This window comes from Mesorhizobium sp. C089B (assembly GCF_030323125.1).
GTDB lineage: Bacteria > Pseudomonadota > Alphaproteobacteria > Rhizobiales > Rhizobiaceae > Mesorhizobium.
Window position 1 is genome coordinate 1,903,430 of the sequence record NZ_CP100469.1, and the last position, 24,365, is coordinate 1,927,794.

At 60.5% G+C, this 24,365-nt stretch carries 33 protein-coding genes and 1 tRNA gene; 12 read left to right on the forward strand and 22 right to left on the reverse strand.

Going from position 1 to position 24,365, the window contains the following annotated elements; translation table 11 throughout:
- The first annotated feature begins 66 nt into the window (after window positions 1-66).
- The 3 genes from folE to NLY44_RS09655 all read left to right on the forward strand — a co-directional run bounded on the left by folE (window position 67) and on the right by NLY44_RS09655 (window position 2,252).
- On the forward strand, window positions 67-702 hold the full coding sequence (gene folE, locus NLY44_RS09645; protein WP_023667622.1) for a GTP cyclohydrolase I FolE: 636 nt from the start codon (window positions 67-69) through the stop codon (window positions 700-702).
- A gap of 35 nt (window positions 703-737) precedes the next feature.
- Window positions 738-1,196, forward strand: coding sequence for a phosphoribosyl-AMP cyclohydrolase (gene hisI, locus NLY44_RS09650; RefSeq protein WP_023805328.1), 459 nt, complete (start codon window positions 738-740; stop codon window positions 1,194-1,196).
- A gap of 84 nt (window positions 1,197-1,280) precedes the next feature.
- Complete coding sequence (locus NLY44_RS09655) at window positions 1,281-2,252, forward strand: patatin family protein (protein WP_023667624.1); 972 nt, start codon at window positions 1,281-1,283, stop codon at window positions 2,250-2,252.
- A gap of 15 nt (window positions 2,253-2,267) precedes the next feature.
- On the opposite strand, the gene recJ is transcribed toward NLY44_RS09655, so the two are convergent.
- The 4 genes from recJ to NLY44_RS09675 all read right to left on the reverse strand — a co-directional run bounded on the left by recJ (window position 2,268) and on the right by NLY44_RS09675 (window position 7,386).
- Window positions 2,268-4,052 carry a single-stranded-DNA-specific exonuclease RecJ gene (recJ, locus tag NLY44_RS09660; RefSeq protein ID WP_023701219.1) on the reverse strand — a complete coding sequence of 595 codons (1,785 nt, stop codon included), beginning with the start codon at window positions 4,050-4,052 and terminating at the stop codon, window positions 2,268-2,270.
- Between the two features lie 251 nt (window positions 4,053-4,303).
- A complete protein-coding gene (locus tag NLY44_RS09665; RefSeq protein ID WP_023805329.1) occupies window positions 4,304-5,617 on the reverse strand; it encodes a homoserine dehydrogenase in 1,314 nt (437 codons plus the stop codon).
- A gap of 50 nt (window positions 5,618-5,667) precedes the next feature.
- On the reverse strand, window positions 5,668-6,885 hold the full coding sequence (locus NLY44_RS09670; protein WP_023681615.1) for an LL-diaminopimelate aminotransferase: 1,218 nt from the start codon (window positions 6,883-6,885) through the stop codon (window positions 5,668-5,670).
- Window positions 6,886-6,975: 90 nt separating this feature from the next.
- The gene (locus NLY44_RS09675; protein WP_023753345.1) at window positions 6,976-7,386 is read right to left on the reverse strand and encodes a hypothetical protein; all 411 of its coding nucleotides are present in this window, start codon (window positions 7,384-7,386) and stop codon (window positions 6,976-6,978) included.
- 97 nt (window positions 7,387-7,483) lie between these two features.
- Here NLY44_RS09675 and phaC point away from each other — a divergent pair, with 97 nt between their 5' ends.
- The 8 genes from phaC (at window position 7,484) to NLY44_RS09715 (ending at window position 13,858) form a co-directional block, all read left to right on the forward strand.
- Window positions 7,484-9,319, forward strand: a complete 1,836-nt coding sequence (gene phaC, locus NLY44_RS09680; RefSeq protein ID WP_023681617.1) for a class I poly(R)-hydroxyalkanoic acid synthase — start codon at window positions 7,484-7,486, stop codon at window positions 9,317-9,319.
- Window positions 9,320-9,679: 360 nt separating this feature from the next.
- A complete protein-coding gene (locus tag NLY44_RS09685; RefSeq protein ID WP_023805330.1) occupies window positions 9,680-10,801 on the forward strand; it encodes a YcbK family protein in 1,122 nt (373 codons plus the stop codon).
- Between the two features lie 332 nt (window positions 10,802-11,133).
- Window positions 11,134-11,208: transfer RNA gene (locus tag NLY44_RS09690), tRNA-Glu, on the forward strand.
- Between the two features lie 122 nt (window positions 11,209-11,330).
- Complete coding sequence (locus tag NLY44_RS09695; RefSeq protein ID WP_023688267.1) at window positions 11,331-11,561, forward strand: hypothetical protein; 231 nt, start codon at window positions 11,331-11,333, stop codon at window positions 11,559-11,561.
- Between the two features lie 52 nt (window positions 11,562-11,613).
- On the forward strand, window positions 11,614-12,039 hold the full coding sequence (locus tag NLY44_RS09700; protein WP_023688266.1) for a trypco2 family protein: 426 nt from the start codon (window positions 11,614-11,616) through the stop codon (window positions 12,037-12,039).
- A gap of 77 nt (window positions 12,040-12,116) precedes the next feature.
- Complete coding sequence (locus NLY44_RS09705; protein ID WP_023688265.1) at window positions 12,117-12,461, forward strand: hypothetical protein; 345 nt, start codon at window positions 12,117-12,119, stop codon at window positions 12,459-12,461.
- Between the two features lie 290 nt (window positions 12,462-12,751).
- Window positions 12,752-13,408, forward strand: coding sequence for an outer membrane protein (locus NLY44_RS09710; protein ID WP_023688264.1), 657 nt, complete (start codon window positions 12,752-12,754; stop codon window positions 13,406-13,408).
- 201 nt (window positions 13,409-13,609) lie between these two features.
- Complete coding sequence (locus tag NLY44_RS09715) at window positions 13,610-13,858, forward strand: hypothetical protein (RefSeq protein ID WP_023688263.1); 249 nt, start codon at window positions 13,610-13,612, stop codon at window positions 13,856-13,858.
- On the opposite strand, the gene NLY44_RS09720 is transcribed toward NLY44_RS09715, so the two are convergent.
- The gene (locus NLY44_RS09720; RefSeq protein ID WP_023688262.1) at window positions 13,855-14,025 is read right to left on the reverse strand and encodes a DUF768 domain-containing protein; all 171 of its coding nucleotides are present in this window, start codon (window positions 14,023-14,025) and stop codon (window positions 13,855-13,857) included. The two genes, NLY44_RS09715 and NLY44_RS09720, sit on opposite strands and share 4 nt — an antisense overlap.
- 109 nt (window positions 14,026-14,134) lie before the next feature.
- Between NLY44_RS09720 and NLY44_RS09725 the strand changes: the two genes are divergently transcribed.
- The gene (locus NLY44_RS09725; RefSeq protein ID WP_023688261.1) at window positions 14,135-14,440 is read left to right on the forward strand and encodes a hypothetical protein; all 306 of its coding nucleotides are present in this window, start codon (window positions 14,135-14,137) and stop codon (window positions 14,438-14,440) included.
- A 38-nt stretch (window positions 14,441-14,478) separates the two neighbouring features.
- Here the strand turns inward: NLY44_RS09725 and NLY44_RS09730 are convergent, their stop codons facing one another.
- The 17 genes from NLY44_RS09730 to NLY44_RS09810 all read right to left on the reverse strand — a co-directional run bounded on the left by NLY44_RS09730 (window position 14,479) and on the right by NLY44_RS09810 (window position 24,146).
- Window positions 14,479-15,075, reverse strand: a complete 597-nt coding sequence (locus NLY44_RS09730; RefSeq protein ID WP_156935490.1) for a hypothetical protein — start codon at window positions 15,073-15,075, stop codon at window positions 14,479-14,481.
- A gap of 292 nt (window positions 15,076-15,367) precedes the next feature.
- Window positions 15,368-15,964 (reverse strand): TIGR04255 family protein, encoded by a 597-nt coding sequence (locus tag NLY44_RS09735; protein ID WP_286457051.1) that lies wholly within the window; start codon window positions 15,962-15,964, stop codon window positions 15,368-15,370.
- Window positions 15,940-16,179 (reverse strand): TIGR04255 family protein, encoded by a 240-nt coding sequence (locus NLY44_RS09740; protein WP_286457053.1) that lies wholly within the window; start codon window positions 16,177-16,179, stop codon window positions 15,940-15,942. Before NLY44_RS09740 ends, NLY44_RS09735 begins: the two co-directional genes overlap by 25 nt.
- A 224-nt stretch (window positions 16,180-16,403) precedes the next feature.
- On the reverse strand, window positions 16,404-17,168 hold the full coding sequence (locus NLY44_RS09745) for a hypothetical protein (RefSeq protein WP_286457055.1): 765 nt from the start codon (window positions 17,166-17,168) through the stop codon (window positions 16,404-16,406).
- Entirely contained in the window at window positions 17,138-17,497 is a 360-nt protein-coding gene (locus NLY44_RS09750) for a hypothetical protein (RefSeq protein ID WP_023688257.1), read from the reverse strand. Before NLY44_RS09750 ends, NLY44_RS09745 begins: the two co-directional genes overlap by 31 nt.
- Complete coding sequence (locus NLY44_RS09755) at window positions 17,497-17,988, reverse strand: hypothetical protein (RefSeq protein ID WP_050587441.1); 492 nt, start codon at window positions 17,986-17,988, stop codon at window positions 17,497-17,499. Before NLY44_RS09755 ends, NLY44_RS09750 begins: the two co-directional genes overlap by 1 nt.
- A complete protein-coding gene (locus NLY44_RS09760; protein ID WP_023688255.1) occupies window positions 17,988-18,158 on the reverse strand; it encodes a hypothetical protein in 171 nt (56 codons plus the stop codon). Before NLY44_RS09760 ends, NLY44_RS09755 begins: the two co-directional genes overlap by 1 nt.
- A complete protein-coding gene (locus NLY44_RS09765; RefSeq protein WP_156935996.1) occupies window positions 18,155-18,724 on the reverse strand; it encodes a hypothetical protein in 570 nt (189 codons plus the stop codon). Before NLY44_RS09765 ends, NLY44_RS09760 begins: the two co-directional genes overlap by 4 nt.
- Window positions 18,717-20,225: a terminase large subunit domain-containing protein gene (locus NLY44_RS09770; RefSeq protein WP_050587440.1), complete on the reverse strand. Its 1,509-nt coding sequence runs from the start codon at window positions 20,223-20,225 to the stop codon at window positions 18,717-18,719. Before NLY44_RS09770 ends, NLY44_RS09765 begins: the two co-directional genes overlap by 8 nt.
- Window positions 20,222-20,620: a hypothetical protein gene (locus NLY44_RS09775; protein ID WP_156935488.1), complete on the reverse strand. Its 399-nt coding sequence runs from the start codon at window positions 20,618-20,620 to the stop codon at window positions 20,222-20,224. The genes NLY44_RS09770 and NLY44_RS09775 overlap by 4 nt, the downstream gene beginning before the upstream one ends.
- 364 nt (window positions 20,621-20,984) lie before the next feature.
- Complete coding sequence (locus NLY44_RS09780; RefSeq protein ID WP_023688249.1) at window positions 20,985-21,569, reverse strand: hypothetical protein; 585 nt, start codon at window positions 21,567-21,569, stop codon at window positions 20,985-20,987.
- A complete protein-coding gene (locus NLY44_RS09785) occupies window positions 21,562-21,897 on the reverse strand; it encodes a hypothetical protein (RefSeq protein WP_245262616.1) in 336 nt (111 codons plus the stop codon). Before NLY44_RS09785 ends, NLY44_RS09780 begins: the two co-directional genes overlap by 8 nt.
- Complete coding sequence (locus tag NLY44_RS09790; protein WP_023688247.1) at window positions 21,884-22,078, reverse strand: hypothetical protein; 195 nt, start codon at window positions 22,076-22,078, stop codon at window positions 21,884-21,886. The genes NLY44_RS09785 and NLY44_RS09790 overlap by 14 nt, the downstream gene beginning before the upstream one ends.
- Complete coding sequence (locus NLY44_RS09795) at window positions 22,075-22,275, reverse strand: hypothetical protein (RefSeq protein ID WP_023688246.1); 201 nt, start codon at window positions 22,273-22,275, stop codon at window positions 22,075-22,077. The genes NLY44_RS09790 and NLY44_RS09795 overlap by 4 nt, the downstream gene beginning before the upstream one ends.
- 92 nt (window positions 22,276-22,367) lie before the next feature.
- The gene (locus NLY44_RS09800) at window positions 22,368-22,883 is read right to left on the reverse strand and encodes a hypothetical protein (RefSeq protein WP_023688245.1); all 516 of its coding nucleotides are present in this window, start codon (window positions 22,881-22,883) and stop codon (window positions 22,368-22,370) included.
- The gene (locus NLY44_RS09805) at window positions 22,876-23,139 is read right to left on the reverse strand and encodes a tyrosine-type recombinase/integrase (protein ID WP_286457059.1); all 264 of its coding nucleotides are present in this window, start codon (window positions 23,137-23,139) and stop codon (window positions 22,876-22,878) included. Before NLY44_RS09805 ends, NLY44_RS09800 begins: the two co-directional genes overlap by 8 nt.
- Window positions 23,136-24,146: a tyrosine-type recombinase/integrase gene (locus tag NLY44_RS09810; RefSeq protein WP_286457061.1), complete on the reverse strand. Its 1,011-nt coding sequence runs from the start codon at window positions 24,144-24,146 to the stop codon at window positions 23,136-23,138. Before NLY44_RS09810 ends, NLY44_RS09805 begins: the two co-directional genes overlap by 4 nt.
- Between the last annotated feature and the right edge of the window lie 219 nt (window positions 24,147-24,365).

Sequence of the window (24,365 nt, forward strand, 5' to 3'; positions counted from 1 at the left end):
GCACCCGAAAGGTCGTGGTCCGTTCAACTCGTTCCTCCTGAGAGAGGAACTACGGGAGACGCCTTTATGGATGCCGTCATCAAGAAAATAATGCCCCCTTCCGACTATCTGGACAAGCCGGTCACCGACAGGCCGAGCGAAGCCGAGGTCGAGGCCGCCGTGCGCACGCTGTTGCGCTGGACCGGCGACAATCCGGACCGCGAGGGCCTGATCGACACGCCCAAGCGCGTCACCAAGGCCTTTCTCGAAATGTTCAACGGCTATGACATGTGCCCGGCCGAAGAGCTCGGCCGCACCTTCGAGGAAGTCGCCGGCTATGACGATCTCGTCATCGTCAGGGACATCCAGTTCCACTCGCATTGCGAGCACCACATGGTGCCGATCATCGGCAAGGCGCATGTCGGCTACCTCCCGGATGGCAAGGTCGTCGGCCTGTCCAAGATTGCCCGTGTGGTCGATATCTTCGCCCATCGCCTGCAGACTCAGGAGGCCATGACCGCACAGATCGCCGGCGTCATCCAGGACGTGCTCAATCCGCGCGGTGTCGCCGTCATGATCGAGGCTGAGCATATGTGCATGGCCATGCGCGGCATCCGCAAGCAGGGCTCCACCACGCTGACCTCGACCTTCACCGGCGTGTTCAAGGACACGCCCGAGGAACAGGTCCGTTTCGTCACCATGGTGCGCGGCCTCGGGGCGTAAGCCCCTCGCCGGCATCGCTAGATCAAGGACCGGCGATGTCGGCACTAACATTTCCCAAGGCTCCATCAGACAAGAAGGCTCTCGAAGAAGGCGCGGTGTTTTCCCCGCGCTTCGATGCTGCCGGGCTGGTCACCGTCGTCGTCACCGACGCCGCTGACGGTATGCTGCTGATGGTCGCGCATATGAATCCCGAGGCGCTGGCGCTGACGCTCGAAACCGGCATCGCGCACTACTGGTCGCGCTCGCGCAGCACGCTGTGGAAGAAGGGCGAAACATCAGGCAATTTTCAGACCGTCGTCGAGATGCTCACGGATTGTGACCAGGACGCCATATGGTTGCGCGTCAAAGTGTTGGGCCACGACGCAACTTGTCACACCGGCCGGCGTTCATGTTTTTATCGGACGGTGGGGCTAATCGGCGGCAAGGCAACGCTTGCCGACGATGGCAGCACGCCGCTGTTCGATGCGGAAAAAACGTATCGGAAGCCCGCGTGAACCATTCAACAGTCGCAAACCACTCATATTCACTATTCTCAAACGTCCTTCCTGTAGAACGGACGCGGGACAAGGGAGATCATGATGCTCGAGTGGGCGTCATTGCGTAGCAGACCGGACGTGCGGGAGGCCAATGGCCCCTCATCGTCCGGCGGCGTGCCTGACCCGCAACCCGCGGGCAAGACAGGCATTTCGCTCGCGCTGGGCGGCGGCTGCGCACGCGGCTGGGCGCACATTGGCGTGCTGCGCGCGCTCGACGAAGCCGGCATCGAAGTCTCGATGATCGCCGGCACTTCGATCGGCGCGCTGGTTGGCGGCTGCTATCTCGCCGGCAAGCTGGACGAACTCGAGGAGTTCGCCCGCAGCCTGACCAAGCGGCGCATCTTCGGCCTGCTCGATCTCAATCTGCGCGGCAGCGGCCTGTTCGGCGGCATGAAACTGGACGTCAGGCTGCGCGAGCACATGGCAGGCATCCGCTTCGAGGATCTGACGAAACCCTTCGTCGCCGTTGGCGCCGAAATTCGCACCGGCCATGAGATCTGGCTGTCCAGCGGATCGCTGATCACCGCGATGCGGGCTTCCTATGCGCTGCCCGGCGTGTTCGAACCGGTGAATTGCAACGGCCGCATTCTGGTCGACGGCGCGCTGGTCAACCCGGTTCCGGTTTCGGTCTGCCGCGCCTACGAGCAGCCGCTGGTCGTCGCGGTCAACCTTCACTACGATCTGTTCGGCCGCGCCGCCGTCATCAAGCACAGCGCCGGCGAACTGCTCATCGAGAAGGACGCGCCCCGGCCAGGCCAGGCCAGCCCCGACCACCAGCCGCACCAGAGCCGTCTCGGCATCACCGGCGTCATGGTCGAAGCCTTCAACATCATCCAGGACCGGATTTCACGCGCAAGGCTAGCGGGCGATCCGCCCGACATGTCGCTCCAACCGAAACTCAGCCATATCGGCTTGACCGAATTCCACCGCGCGGATGAGGCGATCAGCGTCGGTTACCAGGCGACGATGGCGCAGATCAGCGAGTTGAAGCGGCTGCAGACGGTTCTCGCTTAAACCAGTTCGGCAATGTCAGGCTTTGGCCGCATCGGTGATGCGGAACTGCACCGTGCGGTTGCCGTTCCAATAATTCCCCGACAGCGAGCCGGCTACATGGATCGTGTTGCCCCTGTTCTTGAACAGGAATTCGCCCAGCGCGGTATCGACGGATCGAAAGGCGATGCCCTGGATGCGGCCGCCGCTTTCCGACTGCAGATCAGCCCGGATGTGGTTGGTGCCGACGGCCCGCGCGTCGGCCAGCCGATGGCGCGGCAGCGCGAACACCGGCGCGACATGGCCGGCGCCGAAAGGCCCGGCCTTTTCCAGTGCATCGAGCAAAGCAATCGTCGCGCCCTCGGCGGCGAGCGCGCCGTCGACGGCCAGACTTTCTTCGTCCTGGAGCCGGAACACTTCGGCCGCCGCGCGCTCCTCGAAGAAAGCACGGAGTTCGCCGAGCTTGGCGCGTTCCACCGTGATGCCGGCGGCCATGCCGTGGCCGCCGCCCTTGACGATCAGCCCGGCATCGGCGGCTGCGCGCACCAGCCGTCCGAGATCGAAGCCCGACACCGAACGGCCGGAGCCGGTGCCGATGCCATTGGCGTTGAAGGCGATGGCGAAGGCCGGCCGCCGCGCATGGTCCTTCAGCCGCGAGGCGATCAAGCCGACAATGCCGGGATGCCAATTGGTGCTGGCGGTGACGATGATGGCCGGCCCGTTGCCGCCGGCAAGTTCGGCGTCAGCCTCCGCGCGCGCCGCTGCCAGCATCTCCAGCTCCATCTGCTGGCGTTCCTGGTTGAGCCGGTCGAGTGTCTCGGCAATGGTCCTGGCCTCAACCGGATCGTCGGTGGCGAGCAGCCGGCTGCCAAGTGCTGCATCGCCGATGCGGCCGCCGGCATTGATGCGCGGCCCAATCAGATAGGCGAGATGAAAGGTGCTTATCGGCTCACCAATGCGGGACACCCGCGCCAGTGTGGCGAGCCCCTCATTCTTCTGCTGCCGCGCCATCTGTAGTCCCTTGACGACGAAAGCGCGGTTCACGCCGATGAGCGGCACCACATCGCAAACCGTGGCCAGCGCCGCCAAGTCGAGCAACGACAACAGGTCCGGTGGCGCTGCGTCGGGCAATCGGCTGCGCAGGACCCTCGCCGTCTGCACCAGAGTGAGGAAGACGACACCGGCGGCGCACAAATGGCCTTGCCCGGAAAGGTCGTCCTCGCGATTGGGATTGACGACCGCGGTCGCCTCCGGCAGCGGGCCGCCGACCTGATGGTGGTCGAGCACCACCACATCGGCGCCTGCGGCCTTGGCGGCATCAATGGAGACAGCGCTGTTGGTGCCGCAATCGACGGTGACGATCAGCGTCGCGCCGCGCGAGACCAGTTCGCGCATAGCCTCCGGATTGGGGCCGTAGCCCTCGAAGATGCGGTCGGGAATGTAGATCTCCGAAGGCACCAAGAAATGCGTCAGGAAGCGTTTGAGCAACGCCGAAGAGGCGGCGCCGTCGACATCGTAGTCGCCGAAGATTGCCACCTTCTCCTTGGCCATGACCGCTTCGGCGATGCGGGTCGCAGCCTTGCCCATGTCGGTCAGCGAAGCCGGATCCGGCAACAGATTGCGGATCGTCGGATCGAGGAAGCGCTCGGCCTGGTCCGCGGTCACGCCGCGCCCGGCGAGCACGCGCGCCACAATGTCGGGCACGCCGTGGCCCTGCGCAATGGCAAGCGCCGTCATGTCCTGCCGCTCGCTCAACCGGTGTTCCCAGGAAACACCGGTCGCCGACTGCCTGACATCGAGGAAGAAGCGTTTGTCGCCCGTCATAGGAGGCGTAATCTATAGATTGTCATTTCCGGCAATATGCGACGGCTAAACAGGAAAGTCTCAAAACTTTTCCACATCCTGGTGACGCGCCTTGATCTCGCGACTCACGCCTCCGCCAGAGCCCGATGATGATTGGTGGGTTCGACCTGAAATCTCAATCCGGCTCCAAATCAAAGAGATAGAGCATTATGGCGTCTGAAACCACTTTTCAGCAGCAGCATCAATCGGTTAAAGGAGAAAAATGACTTGGCCTAGCCCGCACGCTCGATGCGGATAACCTGCGGCTTGTCTGTGAGGTGGCCGTCCTTGGTGATGCCGTCGACAGCCTTGCGCACCGCTGCTTCCGTCGTCTCGTGGGTGACCAGGATCACCGTCTTTTGCGCGTCGGTCTCACCGCTGACGGCATGCTGGACGATCGATTCCAGCGAAATGTCGTTGTCGGCCATGCGCTTGGCGATCGCGGCAAAGACGCCGATGCGATCATGCACGGTCAGTCGGATGAAATAGCCGCCGGCATGGCTGCGCATCTGCGCCTTCTTGTAGGGCCGCAGTTCCTTGGCCGGCAGGCCGAACACCGGACCGTGCTGGAAGCCCGGCCGGCTCTTGGCAATGTCGGCGATATCGCCGACCACGGCGGACGCGGTGGCGTTGCCGCCGGCGCCGGGGCCGGAGAGCAGCAGCTCGCCCAGAATGTCGGTTTCGATGGCCACCGCATTGGTCACGCCATGCACCTGTGCGATCACCGACGCGGTCGGCACCATGGTCGGGTGCACACGCTGTTCGATGCCGCTGTCGGTGCGCTGCGCGACGCCGAGCAATTTTATCCGGTAGCCAAGGTCGCCCGCGGCGCGGATGTCGGCCTGGCTGATGTTGGAAATGCCTTCCATGTAGATGTCATTGGCCGCGATCCTGGTGCCGAAGGCCAGGCTGGTCAGGATCGACAATTTGTGCGCCGTATCATGGCCCTCGATATCGAAGGTCGGGTCGGCCTCTGCATAACCCAGCCGTTGCGCGTCCTTCAGGCACTCGTCGAAGGAGATGCCCTCGGCCTCCATGCGGGTCAGGATGTAGTTGCAGGTGCCGTTGAGGATGCCGAAGACGCGGGTGACCGAATTGCCGGCCATCGCCTCGCGCATCGTCTTGATGACCGGGATGCCGCCGGCAACTGCCGCCTCGTAGTTGAGCAGCACGCCCTTCTTCTCGGCGATTTCGGCAAGCGCCACGCCGTGCTTGGCCAACAGCGCCTTGTTGGCGGTGACGACATGACGTCCGCCTTCAAGTGCTGCCTTGACCGACGCGCGCGCTGCCCCCTCATCGCCGCCGATCAGTTCGACGAAGACGTCGATATCGGCGGCCTGCGCCATCTTGATCGGATCGTCGAACCATTTGGCGGCGCTGAGGTCGACGCCACGGTCGCGCTTGGGATCACGCGCGGAAACGGCCGCGACGATGACATCGCGTCCGCACTGGCGCGTCAGTTCCGCTGCCTTGTCGCGCAGCACGCGCGCCACCGAGGCACCGACAGTACCCAGACCGGCAATTCCAACACGCAACGCTTCAGCCATGCCCGGCGACGCCCCTCAAAAAATCTACTCGAATAAGATGTGCGGCGACTTTAGCGATGCGCGGCGAGCGGCACCACATTGTTCGGCTGCTTGGCGCTGGACGCCAGGAAGCGCTTGATGTTGCGCGCCGCCTGCCGGATCCGGTGCTCGTTCTCGACCAGCGCGATGCGAACATGATCGTCGCCATGCTCGCCAAAGCCGATGCCCGGCGCCACCGCCACGTCGGCGTGCTCGATCAGGAGCTTGGAAAACTCAAGCGAGCCGAGATGCTTGAACGGCTCCGGGATCGGCGCCCAGGCGAACATCGAGGCAGCCGGTGCCGGAATGGTCCAGCCGGCGCGGCTGAAGGCGTCGACCATGACGTCGCGGCGCTTCAAATAGACCTCGCGCACTTCGGCGATGTCGGCGCCGTCGCCATTCAGCGCATGCGCCGCCGCCACCTGGATCGGCGTGAAGGCGCCGTAGTCGAGATAGGACTTCACCCGCGTCAACGCCGAGATCAGCCGCTCATTGCCGACGGCAAAGCCCATGCGCCAGCCGGGCATGGAGAAGGTCTTCGACATCGAGGTGAACTCGACGCAGACATCGATGGCGCCCGGCACTTGCAGCACCGAAGGCGGCGGATTGCCGTCGAAATAGATCTCCGAATAGGCAAGGTCCGACAGGATGATGATGTCGTTCTTCTTGGCGAAGGCGACCACGTCCTTGTAGAAATCGAGCGAGGCGACCAGCGCCGTCGGGTTCGACGGATAGTTGAGGATCAATGCCAGTGGCTTCGGGATCGAATGACGGACACCGCGCTCGAGCGCCGGGATGAAGCCGTCATCCGGCTCGACCTGCAGCGAACGGATGACGCCGCCCGACATGATGAAGCCGAAAGCATGGATCGGATAGGTCGGGTTGGGGCACAGGATCACGTCGCCCGGCGCGGTGATCGCCTGCGCCATATTGGCGAAGCCTTCCTTCGAACCGAGCGTCGCCACCACCTGCGTGTCGGGATTGAGCTTCACGCCGAAACGGCGCTGATAATAGGCGGCCTGGGCGCGGCGCAGACCTGGGATGCCGCGCGAGGAGGAATAGCGATGCGTGCGCGGATCGCGCACCACTTCGCACAATTTGTCGACGATCGCCTTCGGCGTCGGCAGGTCCGGATTGCCCATGCCAAGGTCGATAATGTCGGCGCCGCGCGAACGGGCGCTGGCCTTCAGCCGGTTGACCTGCTCGAACACGTAGGGCGGAAGCCGGCGGACCTTGTGAAATTCTTCCATGTCAGTTCCAGACGATTTAAGATTGGCTTTAGCACAGTTGGCTTGGCTAGGCGCCTTTGGCAAAGACCGCTTTCGGCGCGCGATATAGCCTTATTTGCAGGTAGGGTCGAGGGCGGGATCGCATTTGGCTTCGATCTGCTTCAGCGTGTCCTTGCCATGGTTCTTCGCCAGCGAATTCAGCGCCGCCGGGCTGGTGGACGGGGCACCGCCGCCGCCCTTGGCCACTTGCCCCTGCTGTTCGCCCTTCAACTGGGCAAGCTTGGCCTGCGTCTCCTCAGGGGTGAGCTGCTTTGCCGCCACCTGCGGTGGGATGTTGAGATTGGGATAAGAGCCGGTGTCCTGCGCGCCCTGGGTCAGGCCGACATTCATCCCGTTGCCGGTGTTGGCGCTCGTGCAGCCACTTGCCGCCAGCAGCCCTGGCGTCAGACAGGCGATTGCAACCGCGACGCGGCAAAAGCGGCCTGCTCCCGAAAAAATGGTCTTGCCGGTGTTAATCGTCATATTGTTTTCCTGGCAGCCGGGGTACAGCGCATTGGACCCGGTCAGATGTCCCATGATAATATGTCAAGAAAACGCCTCGGGAGGAACCCCGCGAGCCATGTCCAAAACACCTGATTCGAGCAAAGCGGAAGATGATCAATCTTCGACCGTCGAGCAATATCTGGTGAAAGACCCGGAACGCTTCGCGTTGAACATGGCGCGCATGGTCGAACAGGCCGGCAAAGCCGCCTCGGCCTGGGCCGAGCCGCGCGAAAAAGGCGAGGTGCGCGATCATGTCGCCGAACCCGTGGTCGACATGGTCAAAACCTTTTCCAAGCTCAGCGAATATTGGCTGGCCGACCCGCAACGCGCGCTGGAAGCGCAGACGCGACTGTTCGCCGGCTACATGACGGTCTGGGGCAACGCCATCCAGAAGGTTAGCCCGAATGCCGAAGCGCCGGACGATGCTGTCAAGCCCGAGCGCGGCGACAAGCGTTTTCAAGACCCCGAATGGGGTCGCAACGCTTTCTTCGATTTCCTCAAACAGGCCTATCTCGTCACCTCGCGCTGGGCGGCCGACCTGGTCGAGCACGCCGAAGGCCTCGACGACCACACCCGCCACAAGGCGAGCTTCTACGTCAAGCAGGTGTCCAATGCCATCTCGCCGTCGAACTTCATCCTGACCAATCCGGAGCTGTTTCGAGAAACCGTCGCCTCGAATGGAGAAAACCTGGTGCGCGGCATGAAGATGCTGGCCGAAGACATCGCCGCCGGCAAGGGCGACCTGAAGCTGAGACAAGCTGACTATTCGCCCTTCGAGATCGGCAAGAACGTCGCGACATCTCCCGGCAAGGTGGTCGGCCGCAGCGATGTCGCCGAAATTATCCAGTACGATCCGACGACGGAGACGGTGCTCAAGCGCCCGCTGCTGATCTGCCCGCCCTGGATCAACAAGTTCTACATCCTCGATCTCAACCCGCAAAAGTCCTTCATCCGCTGGGCGATCGAGCAAGGCCATACCGTGTTCGTCATCTCCTGGATCAATCCCGACGAGCGGCACGGCGCCAAGGGCTGGGAAGCTTACATACGGGAAGGCCTGCAATACGGCCTCGACATGATCGAGAAGGCGACCGGCGAGAAAGAGGTCAACGCCATCGGCTATTGCGTCGGCGGCACGCTGCTGGCGGCCGCACTCGCACTGCTGGCACAGGAAGGCGACAACCGCATCAAATCGGCGACCTTCTTCACCACGCAGGTCGACTTCACCCATGCCGGCGACCTGAAAGTCTTCGTCGACGAGGACCAGGTGGCAGCGGTCGAGAAGTCGATGAACGAAAAGGGCTACCTCGACGGCACCAAGATGGCGACCGCCTTCAACATGCTGCGCTCGGGCGACCTGATCTGGCCTTATGTCATCAACAATTACATGCGCGGGAAGGATCCCCTGCCCTTCGACCTGCTCTACTGGAACGCCGATTCCACCCGCATGGCGGCTGCAAACCACTCCTTCTACCTGCGCAACTGTTATCTCGAGAACAATCTGACGCGTGGCGTGATGGAACTCGCCGGCCGCACTGTGTCGCTGGCCGACGTCACCATCCCGGTTTACAACCTGGCGTCGAAGGAAGATCACATCGCGCCGGCCCTTTCGGTGTTTCTCGGCTCGCAATATTTCGGCGGCGACGTCGAGTTTGTGATGGCTGGTTCCGGCCACATTGCCGGTGTCGTCAACCCGCCGGCAGCCAAGAAATACCAGTACTGGACCGGCGGCAAACCGACGGGCGATTTTGGCCAGTGGCTCGCCTCCGCGGTGGAGCATCCCGGCTCCTGGTGGACGCACTGGCAGCACTGGATCGAAACCCAGGACGACACCCTCGTTCCGGCCCGCAAACCGGGCAAGCATATGAAAACCCTGGGTGATGCCCCCGGCACCTATGTGAAGGTCCGCGTGTAACGGCCGGCACCTTTTGCAGGTGCCTGTGTGTAACGGAATGTAATGTCTGGTGAGTTGACGGGCCGGCAAAACGGGGCGAAATGGTGTCGTCAACCTTCAAGAAGCCTCAATTGGCCTCCAACGAGCAAATAATTCAGAGCCTTGCAGAATTGACACAAGTCTCGTTTCCGGTTTGGGAACACAAGGTTATTGGACGTGAACGTTTCGACGCCGCACCAATAGCAGGCCGACCGGACACCGAGGGGGAATTTAGTTTTGAAATCAGTAGGATCGCGTCTCGCGGGGAGAGAAGGTCGCACTATAGCGGCAGCGCTTTTCTCCGTGCTTCTGGCGTCCTGCACCTCCGCTGGCGACCCCACAATGTCCGTCGGCATGCCTGGCTACAACGCGACCGCTTCTGACATCGCCGCGGCTTCCGGCGCCAGCCCTGCGGCGCCGGGCGATTCGACCGTGCAGGTCACATCCACCGGGCCGCAGATGATGATGACGGCAGCGGGCGATGCGACACTGCCCGAGCAGGTCGCCTATGTGCCGGTGGCCAAGCCCGGCACCGGCTTCCCGGTCAATGTTCCCGCCGGCTCCGAAACCATTGTCGGCCAGACGCCGCAGTCGCTGCAGCAGTCAGCACAGACCGCGGCCGCAACGGACGCCGTGGCGCAGAAGATCGCCGCCGCCGATGCCGGCGTGACCGCGCCGAAACCGACTGCCGCGGCACCCGCGCCCGGCGAGGTCTACGTGACCGCCGCGCCCCTGCAGATCGACACGCCGAAGAAGGGCTTCCTGGCCTCACTGTTCAGCACCACGCCAACCTCGGCGGCACCTGCTCCGCTGGTCAACTCGCGCTCGGGCGAACAGCCTGCGGTTGCTGCCCAGAAGGCCGCCCCGGCAAAGCCGATCATCACGTTGGCCTCAGCCAGTTCGGCCGACAAGCCCTTGCAGCTTGCCTCGCTTGGCAACGAGAGCAACCACATCACCGGCAGCGATGCCTTGCCCGGCGTGCGCCAGACGGCGCTGTTCGAGATCAAGCGCAAATCCGGCCTCGACGACGAAAGCGACGTCGACCTGAACGAGGACGAGGGTTCGGGCGGCGCCTATCAGGTGGCTTCCGCCGCCGGCCTCGCCCGGCTGGCGCCCAACGGCCTGTTGAAGCAAAACGAGAGCGTCGACGTCGCCTGCCTGAAGCCGTCGCTGGTGCGTGTGCTGAAGACCATCGAAGGCCATTACGGCCGCAAGATGATGGTCACATCAGGCTACCGCGACCCGGCCCGCAACCGGCGCGCTAACGGCGCCAAGAATTCGCTGCACATGTATTGCGCCGCCGCCGACATCCAGGTTCCCGGCGTCTCCAAATGGGAACTGGCGAGCTACATCCGAACCATGCCCGGCCGCGGTGGCGTCGGCACCTACTGCCATACCGAATCCGTTCACGTCGACGTCGGCCCCGAGCGCGACTGGAATTGGCGCTGCCGCCGGCGGGGGTAGCATCCCCATTCGGCAAACGGGCCGAGGGGCCGTTAGCAGCCTGCCGTTTTTCCCGATTAGCTATCAGCGACGTTCGAGATTAGCCGAGGCACCCGCGACTTCGTCATCCTATGGCGAAGCAAGGCGCGCAGCGACGCAGCGCAGACCATAGGATGACGACTGCGCGGGGCGTTCAGGCTAATCTCCAAAGATGTGCAATGACGCGAGGGCAGAAAACCTGGGCTGGCTCACCAAACTGGCCCTTTTCGCCCCTCTTGAAAAAAGTTTCCGCATCTGGCGGCTGATGGGTTGCCGGTTGGCAACAACGCAATTATAAGCCGCTTCGTCTGAGCGCGCCCATCGTCTAGCGGTTAGGACACCGCCCTTTCACGGCGGTAACAGGGGTTCGATTCCCCTTGGGCGTACCAGATCTTTCAAGCACTTAGCAGAAAATTCCCCGTCCCTGTCCAACGTTTGGCCAATTCTCTGCCGGCGTTTGTCGCGCTTCGTGATTCCTGTCACACTCCGTTTTCGGCTTGGAGGAGGAATTATGGGTTTGATTTTTACGGGTGAGCGAGGAAACAGCAGCGAGTTTGAGCTTTTGCTTGAAGCATTAGACGGGGAAGAACGCGTGGTGGTTGTCACCTCGACGGAAGCAATCGAAGACTATGGCTTGGAGGCCGTTCAGGACAAGGCTTCTGAAAAGTACGACGCTAAGCGGTTCAATGAAAACGGCCGCGTTACCGTGACGACAAGCGATTTCATAAGCCCACCACCGTAAGACGTATCTCTGCTGCGTTGACTTGACGGATCAACAATAAAGGCGACTTGCGATGGACTTGGACGAATTCATTTCTGAAACCCTGGGGCAAATCCTTTCGGGCATCGCCAAGGCCCAAGGCACCGATATCGGAAAGAATGTGAATGCGGCGTTCCCTGGCGTTCTGGGCAGCAATCTATCTGCGCTGCCTGAATTCGGCGTTTTCGCGCGCGTTGACTTTGACGTCGCAGTGACAGCCGAAACGTCTGTGGGCGGCAAAGGATCTATCAGGGTTTGGGGGATCGGCGCTGAGGGGGGCAAGGACAGCAAATCTCAGACCGTGAGCAGAGTCGTATTCGCAGTGCCGCTGAGGTTGCCTGATGGCGATCAATCGAAGCAAATAGCTGCAGACGCAGCCGAGGCAGAGAGAAAACGGAAGCTGCTCGAAAGCATCAAAGCGCGACCGGTTGGCGGCCCCGAAGGCTGGATGGCGCGCTAAAGTCCGCCACCGTGAGGCAGCTTCCGTTCGCTTGTTCTCCAGCAATTGTCCCAACATCGCAGGCTTGGGAGAGGATCATGCACTGGCAGAAAACAATCGTCGCCATGTCGCTCTGCCTTTGGCTCGTTCCAGCCTCTGCCCAGACGCAGAGCGTGGCGAACATGAGAGTCATGGCGTACAGCGCATGTGTGCAGGTTCAGTCGAGCCAATATGCTCAACTAGATGGCAGCATGGTGGACATCGCGGAAGCCTCGATGGCAAGTTGTGGGACCGAAGCAGAGCAGTTGCAGGACCTAGTCGAGTCAGAAAATGCTCCGGACGTTGCCAAGCTGATAATGCAAAAGCTAACCACACGGATTCGCCGCGAGGCATTGGCAAACGTAGCGGAAACTCGTCTTTCTCTTAAGCGCGCAAAACCATAATGTGGGAAAGCCCGCCAGCGTGAGGCAATGGGCTTAGTGAAGACGCCGAGTTTGCCGCAACCAGTGAAGCGCGCCCCTAGACGCGCGCAGTGCCACTCTCCCGGTGGCCGAAATGCCGTGGCGCTGATGCTCCCAGCGAGCAAACCTTCATAGTCGACTGGCCGGCGATCCCTTCAATTCACGTCGACGGACTCAACGGCGGCAACTTAGCCGACAGGTGTGGCTTACTAGCTACATACAAGGTTGCAGGTTTATGGCACTAAGTTCCTGACATTGTGCTGGGGATTCCGATGAAAGCCTTTCTTTTCGCTTCACTTATCGCGCTTTCGGTGACCGCGCCGGCAATCGCCGCCGACACCATTACTGCTCCTGTGGACACCCCCGAATGGACCTGGCAAGGACCTTACGCTGGTATCTTCGGCGCGGGAACGCTGGAACACTACAAGATCCATGAGCCGAACATTGGCGCCGGAGCTACTCACAGCCCCGGCTCGGCAACAATCGGCGGCTTTGCGGGCTATAACTTCCAGTCGGGCAAGATTGTCTACGGCGTCGAAGGCGAGCTTGGGTACCGCTTCAAGAAGAACACCTTCAACGACATTCCAGGCCCAGGCGTCCTCGACGCTTCCACCGGGTTGTTTGGCTCTGTAAAGGGTCGGGTCGGCATGGACATGGGAGCGTACATGCCGTTCGTCACGGCGGGGGTAACCGCCGCAAAGTTGAAGACGTTCTATCCAGGCGGTGACGCGGAGCGCGATGCCACCTTGGTAGGCGGCATCGTTGGAGCAGGTTTAGACGTCGCACTCACCCACAACGTGTTTTTGCGCGGAGAGTATGATTTCTCCTTCTTTGGCAAGAAATCGCTAGAATATTGCGGTGGCGGGTGCACACTCGAACACACGGTTCAGACGCACGACTTCCGCGTCGGCGTCGCGATGAAATTCTAGCAGTAGAGAGGCTCTGGCCGGCTGCCGTGTTCAGAGCTTGCATAGACAAGCCGTCGATCTCTCCCGAGCGGAGCCGCGAAAATCACACGAAGCCCCACGCTCAGTCTGCGACGGGGCTTTTTTGTGTCTGCGCTTGTAAGTCAGGACGATGTGTAGGATTATTGTCCTCGTTGCGGCGAACCCCTTCAACGGAGATCGCCAATGGCCAGAACCAAACCTTCCGAACGGCTTTCACAGGCTGAAATCGAGCGCTTCCTGGCGGCAGCCGAAGCGCTGCACAAGAGCATCGTCGGACCGCTCCTGGCGTACCACGGCGAACACTACCAAGCTCTACGTGAGGTCCATGGACCCCTGTTGAAGTCGATTGAGACCATCACCGGCCGGAAGGCGCAGTTCATCCAATGGAACGGGACAGGGCCGGCACAGCCCCGGGAGAAGCCTCCGGGCTAATGCCCAGCTTCGCGCACCTGTCGCCGCCGCATCACCTCTAAGAGCAGTTCGAAGACGGTTTCAACCTCGCCGTTGATTTCGTCGGCGTCGATGCCGGCCTTCTCGGCAGCTGTCATCAACTGGTCTTTCAAGTCACCGATGGTGATCGGAATCTTCCAGCGCCACAATGGGCAGCTGCTTGGCCACCCACTTGTCGAGAAACGTCATGCCGAGTGTGCTCATTTCTTAGCAACCTCTCATCTTGACGCCGCAGCCGCCCGCCCCAGAGTCTTGCACATGGCTCGGGGAAATATCAAAGTTGGCGACGAGGTCGCCGTCACGGCGGTTGTGCGCGGTCGGGTGACACCCGATCGCATCAGCGTGACGATTCCTTCCAATGCCTTCCCGCATTCCGTTGTCGATTCGACTTCGAAAGCAGTGATCGGGCAAAACATGGAATTGACCGGCCAAGTCACGCGGGTCGATGGCGAGAAAGTGACCATTAGTCTCCGGCCGCTGGTGACCGTCGACGCCGAGCACGTGCGATTGGTGGAAGGCCATGTGGCGCCGAAGCGGAAGACGCGGCTTGTTGATAAGGCCTAGTTCAGCAAACAAAAAAAGCGGGTTTTGAACGGGGAGGCTCAGGCTGGGCTCGCCACCTTTGCAATCTTATGAGGTTCTGGGACTCCGACCCGTTGAAGGTAAAATGCCGCCCGTGTTTGAAACTGCTCACGGTAAGGCATCTCCAGACGACACCTTCGCATCGCCGTGCCAGCCTGAATTTGTTTTGCTAAGTCCGCCGGTGAAATACTAAAGAACCGTCGAAAGTCAACGACTAGGTCGGGCAAGCCCACATTACAGAGATCAAATCGTGCGTGGGCAGCCTCTAAAGCGTGGTATCGCTCGTCATTATTCTGAACAATCCGCTTCCAGATATCGCTGCCGGCCACTTGGCCACGGAGTACAGGAGTTTCGTGCGCTTCATAGAGCAAAACGCTGTTCAACTGGCTAAGACCAGTGGCTACTTTGCTATTATGATCCTGCAGAAGGTCGCAATCTTGCGACGCTATGAGGGCATATGCGTGGGGAATTTCTTCGACGCTGCCGTCCTCGGGATAGTAGCGATACTGAACGATGCCAGAGATAATTTCGCCTTGGCGAAACTCCAAGTTCGGATCGACCGTCGCGTATATCGACGGTCCCGATGGCAGTTGGACAGCGACCTCCCCCGCGGTCATGCCCAATCAGTCTGTGAAGGTAAGCGGCTGACGTTCGACCCGCCGAACATTCTTTGCCATGACGCGTTTCTGCGGCTGATCGATAACAGGCCTCCGATCCGCCGCGAGCCTAGCTTGATCGAACTCATAGATGCCACTGAGCGCCTCGCACGCCTCGCGAAGAGCGGTGCCCCGTAACTGCCCCAAGACATATAGGCAGACCGCCCTGTAGGCGGCGGAGATGGGCAAATTGCTTGCGCGCCCAGTGACCTCAATGTTCGTCACGAAGTTTGCCTGAGATTCAATCCCGTGATCAGTGACGGACCATTTCAGCGACGGGCTTTGGTCCAAGTGTGTCATGAAGAAAGTCGGAAATGCACCACCGGAAGGCGTATCTCGCCCGAGCGTTGAATCTTCGCAGGTGGGAATGCGTACTAGCGACGTCATTCTGCTTCTCCGTGTAGCAGTCTATATCAAATACGTAGGCTTTGTCGGGTCCGTTTTCACGTTGTCCGAGGCCGTGCTGTAGAAGAATGCCTTCTTGCTGACCAGGCAGCATCGCTCTAACGACGCTGAAGGCCTCAGTAATTCGGTCATTCGAAAATCCAGGGTGGGCCAACCCGCCGAGAACATTTTTGCTCAACAGCGCCGCCCAAGGCGATCCTTCGATGCCGAAATCGCCGGGCACCACTGCATTTTGGTATCGCAGGCCGATTCTCGTGAGGAAACTTGGCTTATATATGTTGCTAAGCGCATCGATCGCCAGTTTGACAGGGGCTTCAAAATCTTCCCATCTGCTGTAGTTGGACGAGGTCACCGACAGGGCGTCTGGTGCCAAAGCAATCGTTGTTGCCCTGTCCTGTGACAAAAACTGATATTGCGATTTTAGCGGGCCGGCGGCACCGAGCATTTTGCCACTTCGGGCGGCAGATCTTGCATTCCCGGCGGAAGCTGCTGCTCGACTATGGGATAAAGATCCCGAACCTGGTCCTGAAAATCGGCCGGCGGACTGGCCTCAATGCGGAGTATTTTCGGAAAGCGAATTTGGCAGATGACCTGGACCAATGGCGATCTTGCGTAAATCACGCGCTCGGAATTCGGAAAGAATTCGTCGCGTTCAATCATTGCAGCCCGAGTCCCCCAGCATTTTTCGTTTTGGCAGCATACGCCGCGAGATCCTTTAAAATGCAATACCAAGGCTTGGCAATTGGCCAAAAAATTCGCACTTGGGTGCATTTCTCGGATTTTTTCGCCGCGCGGCCGGTACTGTCCGCGACTTAAGTCCTGCCGGTGCCACTACATCCGTGGTCACCGAACAGGTGGGGCGAGCCGTGGAAGGCGATCATCGATCACCCCGCCATCTTGCGGAAAATCACCGCGGCAATTGCCGGCTGCAGCTCGTCCAGCCAGAACCAGAATCCATGCGCCTCGTCGTCGGTCAGATTGTCGGTCAGCCGCTTGGCGCGGGCTCGCAGCATCGCCACCTTTTCAGGAGCGAAAGAGCCCCATTCCGCGACAAGGGTGCTGCCTGCCGGGGTAGCCTGAAACCGCTTCACTTCTGCCGCTGGCGCCGGGGTCACATAGATGCTCGGGCCGGCTGCAATTTCCGCATAGACGGCGTACCGCGCCTCTTCCGGCAGATCGCGATCAAAACGCTCCATGAAGACGCGCTGCTCTCGATTCCCGCCCATTGCCTTGACCATGTTACCGACATCGGCCTGGACGTGGCTCAGGTGAGTGCGAAAACCGCCCATCTCGTCCCAGTCGGAAACCAACCTGCGGCCGGCCTCCGAACTGCAGAGAGCGGTGCGGGATTGATCGGCATCCATCGGCCGTGTCGGATTGATCAGGTCGGGGTTGATTTCCGACTGCTCGGCCTCCAGCAAGGCAGCGTATTCCGCGTCAAGTTTCTCGTCATAGTACCGGTGGATGTCGGTTGCCATGATGCGGGCGATTTCTGCCTTACGACCGGGCTCAGGAAGCCGAGAGGCAAAATCAGTCCCCTGGTTCCCGGTCGTAAAGCCTTCTGTCGCAGAGCCTGCTCGGGCCTCGCCAGAATCCTCGGAAATGGTAAGTTCGTTGCTCATTTGTTGCCCCCTCTCGCGTGCATCCACACACTGATTGCCGTGGTGCCGTCCCCTGCTGTGACGCTAGGCCGGGTCTGGTGCGACAGCATACCGATTGGCTTCATTCCCGCCGCTGTGAACGTCAGCGCGTTGCCAAGAGGATCTGTCAGCGTGGTCCAAGTCGTGCCGCCGTCGTTCGACCCCTGGATTGTGACCGACCCAGCCGCGCCGAAGGTGCCAAACACCTGGACGGTTCTGTCCTGATAGGTGTTGAGGGAAACCGCATTCCCTTGGTTGCCATTCGGGATTGCCAGCCATTTGTAGCGCATGACATGGATATCGGGGTCAGAGACCTGTACTCCGTTTGTCGTCGCCATCAGGCAGCCCTCGCCGGATAAAGTTGGGTCAGGAGGCGTGCTGCGAGATCGGGATTCGCTACGGCGGCCGTCATCACATGACCGTCAGCCTTGCGCTCCACAACGTAGCCATGCCCATTCCACGCAACCCGATATTTGTCATCCTGGAAGAGCTTGTCGTAGCGCTCGGGCATGGTCGTGATGCGTGGCTTCGCCAGCACGGCGCCTTTGCCGTCTGCACTCGCCACAATCGCTTCAGCAACCCAGGCCTCGTCATAGGAGACGACATAAACCCGGTCATGTTTCTTCAGCGCGTTGCGGCTGCCCGATACCTGCAGCCTGCGCCAGATTTCAGGGTGCTTCAGGTCGTCGGAAACCATGTCCGCTGGGCAGCGAACCATGAATTCGCGCCAAATCTGGCCGGCGTTCTGTAGTGAGACGCGGGCAGGATCGATATCGGGGGTTTGCCTGGTCGCCGATTTCAGAGTGGCCGGGTCGATTGCCTTGGTCATCAGAATACTCCCTTTGCGAGCAGTTCCTTGGCGCGGGCTTTTGCCTCTTCGAACGAGGCGCGCTTTTCCAGCCGGTCACCGTTGGGGTGGCAGATCCAGTGTTCGATCACGTAGGATTCGATTGCTGCCTTCCCCTTCAGGATGGGCGTCAGCGGGTTGTTGTTCTTCACTGCATGTCTCCTTTGAGAGCTTTGGAAATGTAGCGGCCGACGATCGCCTGTTCTTCGGCGCGCCAAGGCTGGTCGTAGGGGCTGCGAGCTTCCGGAAAGACGATTTGGCCGAAGCGGCGGACATGGCCGACCAGCGGCTTCAGCGCTGCCGTGAGGCGCCAACTCATCCTGTGATCGGTCTCGTCCAGAGCAAGGACGTTGTTCACCCCCAGCGCACGAAGCAGGCGGGCTGCGTCGGCGCTGCGAAGACGGAATTCTTTTAAGGCTTCTGCCACGTCGCGAGCGGCCTTTTCGGCGCGGTCAGCGGCTTCGAGGCGGTGTTCTTCCACAACGATCAGGGTTTGCCGCAAGCCTTCAAGGCGGGCTTCCTCAGTCTTGGCAGCCTCAAGGCGCTCGCGGCGGACGGCTTCACCTTCAGCGGCCTCCAGCCCCGAAAGTTCACGCTCGACATCGGCCATCTCGGCAAGGTCGAAAGGCTTGCCATCAAGCATGGCGATGCCGTGCATGTGTTTCAGTTCAACAAGGCGGCTTTCCGCCTCCTGCCTGCGTGATGCGAAGTCAGCCATTGCGTGATGGTCCTTTCATTTGCACAGGGCCATATCGTCCTGTTTTTGCCTTCATGTTGGCGTGGGACAGATTGACGACTGGCGTGCGGTTGCTACCGCCATAATGGTTCGCGTCGGCGCGGTTCAGGGACGGCACATGCATGATGGCGCCAAGAGCCGCGTTGCACAGGTCATCCGAGGCGCCGGACATGTGGTCGATGTTGTCTTTGCCGGTGCGCGTGGTGCGCCGCTCAAGCTGTGAGATTTGACCGACAAGCCGGATGTTATCCAGCAGCGAGGCGGTTCCGCCCATGAGCTGCGGCAGCGCGTCCAGATAGATTTCCGAGCGGGATCTTTCAGACGCGACGTAGCGAATTCCTTCCTTGCGGAATGCATCCGAAACCCAGGAGCCGGCATATCGATCGCCGGTCACGCTGGTGATCTTGTAGGTGTTCAAAACCCTGGTGAACTCACCGACGACATCGGCCGGGGCGAAGGGAGGCTTCACCTCTCGCAGGCAGTCCAGAACGCCCCTGTCGCCTTCCCTGTGGGCAATGCCAAGGGTCATCGAGTCGTGAGCGCCGCCGCTCGGGTCGGCAAAACCCACGTAGCGGTATTGCCGCAGGTACGGGCGCTCATGGATGCCGATATCAACGCAGCGCTCCACCACGGCCCGATCAACGAATGTGGACAGGTCACCGCGGAATTTTGCATCCCATTCAGCAGCAGCCGATTCCGGGTCATCCCGGTGCGCCTGGTCGATGATGTCTGCGTCGATGGTCGGGTTGAAGACCTTGGTCCCGGCCTGCACCACCAGAACCTGTGCATCGTCCTTGCCGTAGCAATCCCGGTGCTTGGTGTAGAGCAGCCCACGCTGGGCATACGGGCTTGAGATGCCGATCAGCATCCCGCCGGTCGTTGCCAGTGCAGGCAGCACGGCGCGGTAGGTCTCGACATCGGGCAGTGATGTGGACTCGTCACGCCAGAAGCCCACCTCGTCAAAGATGCAGGCGATCAGGGTGCGACCGCGAACGGTCCTGTAGTTGTTCGTGTGGACCGAGATGCCAATGTTGCCGGCAAGCTTGATCTCATCGTTTGTCACGCTCTCGACAAGCTGAGAGAGGATTGGCGAAGCTTCGAAGAATGCCTTGATGTAGTCATAGACGGCCCGAGCCTGCCGTTGTGAGGCGGCCAGCACGAGGATGGTTCCGGTCTCGCCTGGAGCAAGCTTGCCACTGTGGTCTTGGAAGGCGGCAATGAAGTCAGCCAGGGCAGCCGCTACACGCGACTTTCCCGAGCGGCGGCCGATGATGCACCAAAGCTCACGAACGCGCTTGACGGGCGGCGCCCTGCCACCGGCAACGGCATTGAAGGCGGTAAGCTCGTCGGGGGATAGATCCAGACCATAGGCAGCGCGGAGGATGGCAATCCATGTGTCCCACGTCACTGATGGGCCGAGAGCAGCACCAAGCAGGTTCGGGTCACGAAGCGCCGTATCGATGGTGATGTTGGCCAGGCTCACGAGGAAGCACCTGCGTACCTAGTGGCGGCGTAGTCTCGCAGCGTCGGGGTGATGTCCTTCAAGGCACGGCGCTCTAGACCGAGATCGGCCAGCAGCCGGCGCTGTGCGTTGGTCAGGGCCATGAACTCGGTGATGTCCACCTCTTCGCCTGTGATGTAGCTGGCGGCGCTGTCCTTCAGCATGGCGCCAAGCACGGCCACGTTGTCGATAAGCTCCAGCTTCATGCTCGACAGATTGGCCTTGCCACCGAGATCGGCAGCCAGGGTGTCACGTAACTCGAACACCACGCGGGCAGCAGTCGTGCGGCGGTCCAGATCGTCCAGCGTCCTAAGCCGAACCTTTCCGCCCTGCTTCGGGCTGGACTCGCCTTCCATCTCTGCTGCGTCTGCTTGCATTTTCCGCCTCGAATTGGCTAAACGTTGGACAGAGTACCAGTGAACACCCGACAAGTCACTGTTTTTGCTAGTCTATGTGCGTTCAAGTGAGTGCAATTTACCGCCTTGATACAGCGGCAAGGCAGTTGGGTGACACTGATTTGGGGTTGGCCATGTCTCAGGAGAAAACATGCTCCGGATGCTCGGTGGACTCAGGCGATCACCTTCGTCCCGATCACGTTTGCAGCCGCTTTTTGCGTCCTCCAGGGAGTAGTGGATGGAGTAGGCCCGCCACCTGCCATCTTCGTAGACCTGGAGTTCGTACATCTCAGCGATACGATGGCACGGCACAGTGCGAACACCTTGGCTGGGGAATGGCACTACCTCACCCATGACCTGCACCCCGAGATATAGATGTAGTGGTGGAATCCGCACTAAGCCCTGTAGTGGTGGAATCCGCACTAAGGATTTCCTGTTTGTGGTGCACAATCCGCACTGAAATCTGGCGTTTTCCGCCACTGGAGTTTTGTTTCTCAGATGCAGCTCTGGCCGCTCTCGCAATCATCTCTGCAGCCTCCAGGGTATCGATCTGGCGCCAGTCATTTGTCGGCTCTGCCTTGTCGAGATGGCGATAGGTCAGCCTGAATAAATTAGGCTGACGCCATTCAGCATTGCCAGCCCTGCCTTCCTGAGTGATCTCAACGAAGCCGAGCGCCACCACCTCACGCACCGCCGGCGCGATAGCGTGTCTGTGGATCCCATAATCCTCGAACTGGTCGAAGGTCGTCGGCAGCTTGCCGTTGTCGTTGCCACCGTGGTGGCCTAGTTCGATCTCAAGCCGGTCCAGCACCCGGTGGCCAGATTGCGAGAGTACCCGATAGGCCGGGGACTCCTGCATTTCGACAAGGCGCCATGAGAACTGGCCTGCGATCTTGGTCTTGCGGCCCTTGCGCGCTACGCCCTCAGCCATCGGCGGCCTCGCACTTCAGCCGGCGGTGTTCACGCTTATGATGCTTCCGGCACAACCACACGCCATCCAGCGGCCGGTCATAGTGATCCGGGTCGTGATGGAAGTCTGTCTTTGAGATGCCGCAGACCGCGCAGTCCTGCTTGACCAGGAGTCCGCGCTTGAGAGCGGACTGGACAGCGATGTGAGCCCAGCGCGCCAAGGGGTTGGCCAGACGCCATTTCTCTTGCGGAGTGAGCGCAGCAGCGATAGAAGTATGGGGTGACGTTTTTCCATTGCCGCCGCTCCGATGCCAGTCGGTAGCGGCGGTTTCCATTTCAGGGCTTTGCATTGGTGAGCCCCCTCATGCGGGCGCTCTCGCGCATGGACTCAATGGCTTCGTGATTGGAGAGCCCGAACCGCTTTCGCAGAAATGGCACCAAGGGCCGCTCTGCCTTCCACCAGTTCGCAGTGAGCCAGATAGCAGCCTCATCGGCCTTGTCGGACAGTTCGTGATCGACACCGCTGTTCATGCCGCCACCTCGACGGCATCCTGTTCGCGGGCAAGCCGCCATTCCGCATTGGCCTCTGGAGAGATGAGGACGCGGTTGCCGACGATCATCAGGCGCGGCGCCTTGCCGGCCTTCTTGAGATTGTAGAAGCTACCCCGGCTGATGCGGTTGGCTTGGCAAAATTCCGGGATGGTGAGAGCCGCTGTAACGGTGTTCATAGTAATCCTTTCCGGTTCAAGTGAACCAATGGAGAGGATGCCTATTTGAACCATGCGGAGGCACGGAGCATCTGAGAATAACGGAGGCTCCGTTATTCTCCGGGGTATACCTTCTTGTAAAGGTCGCTAAGACGCCGAACGATGCTGGGTTCAGTCGTCGTCTTGGATTGGAGGCTAGGATTTCCCGCAATCACCTTTCTCGCAGCGTCGGCCATGCTGTTTGCCTGTTTTGACGCCAACAGATCTCGCATCATGGTGACGAATGGCGCGTCCGTTGTCGTCTTCCCCGTTCCCGGCTTCCGCCCGTAGGCCGGCTTCGGTTGCGTCGCCATATGGCCTCCTGAAAGACGGTCAAGCCATGCCAGTAGGCTAGGGAGATACACCCTGGTCATCGCATAGCGATCGGCCGCACTCATAAATGCTGCGCGCGTGTTTAGGTGATAGTCAGTCCAAGCATCGGAATTGGAATCGTCATCCGCATCGCCGGGAAAGCTGCCTTTGATCCTCTTCCGCCGGATGACATCCCATAGCCTGGACGCGGGGTTGGAAACTTTGCGGGCCTCGACATAGGCCAGCGCCTCATCGAAGGAAATCCAGTCCTCAGACATTGGTCGCCTCCATAGGGACGACATTGGTATCCTCAATTCCAAACCTTGGTGCGCCAGCCCTCACCGCGTCGGCAATGTAGGACTTGGACAGGTGGCCGTAGTGCTTTTCCACCATTCGGGTGTCTGTGTGGCCTAGCTGCGCAGCGACGACAAGCAGCGGCATGCCGTTCATGACCGCCAAGCTCGCCCACGTGTGGCGCAAGCCATGGAAGCCGATCACCGGATTGATCTTGGCTGCAGCGCACGCGTCCGTCATCGGCCGCGACTGGTGAGACTTCCCCAAGGGTTACCGGCAGCGTTGGTCATCAACAGCGCCGTGCCTTCTTTGCCGCTGGCGAGCTGGCCAAAGAGCTTCTTGCCTTCCTCGGTCAGGACGACGTGCCGGACTTCCCCCGACTTGCTTTCACCAATGGTCAGCGTACCGACATCAGAGTTGAAATCAGCGACGGTGAGCCGAGCCAACTCCCCATAACGGGCGCCGGTTTGAAGTGCGGCCTGGACAATGCTGCGAAAATCAGGCTCGCAGGCATTCACCAGACGCTTCGCCTCGGCAATGGATAGGTATCTCACCCTCGCGGTCTCTACGTCCTCGAATGGCTCCACGCGCCGCCATTCCTTATCAGAGTCTACCTTCCCCTCCCGCCATGCATAATTCAAGGCAGCCTTGAGAATGGTCAGCACACGGTTTGCCGTGGCGCGGCGCTGGCGGATCGATGCACTGTCCGTCCCGAGATCGCGGTAACGCTGCTGCTCCCCTTCCTTGGTCCGGAGCCGTGGCGGCGTTTCTGAAACTTTGCGGTGCCATTTCCGGATTTCATCGGCGGTGAGTTTGGCAACTTCTTTATCGCCCAGCTCGGCCTCGATCAGCTTGCGACGCCATTTGGTGTCCCTCGCCGACTTCCTCTTGCCCTCCATCCAGTGGACATAGGCATCCAGAGCATCGTTGACCGTGTAGGGCCCCGCCTTGGGTGTAGGCGCGTGACGATCGGCTTGAAGCTGGCGGGCGCGATCCTGGGCTTGGGAGAACGTAAGGACAGTGGTGCCGTTGGCCTCCAGCTTGTCGTCGGCGTCGGCGATGGTTTCCACAACGTAGTCCTGCCCACCGATATAGTGCCGTGCGACCCACCGGCCGCCAGTCTGGCCCTTTCGGTATCCAAGGTGCAGGCCCTTGGCGATGGTGCGGTAATAGGGCTTCCCCCTCGCCGGCAACGCCTTGCGAGCGTTTGGCGTGTCCATCTTCCTGTCGCGTACCTTCTCGACCATTTGCCGGCGCCTTCCGTGTCCAACACTTTGTCCAATATATACCCCTCAACAGAGTTGGACAAGCATAAACACAAGTGAACATCATAACGGTTAACCAGTTGATTGTCTTACACATGTGTGCACACGGTTGGAACTGATAGCGACCCTTTCACGGCGGTAACAGGGGTTCGATTCCCCTTGGGCGTACCAGATCTTTCAGGAAAACAAGAAGCCTCGTAG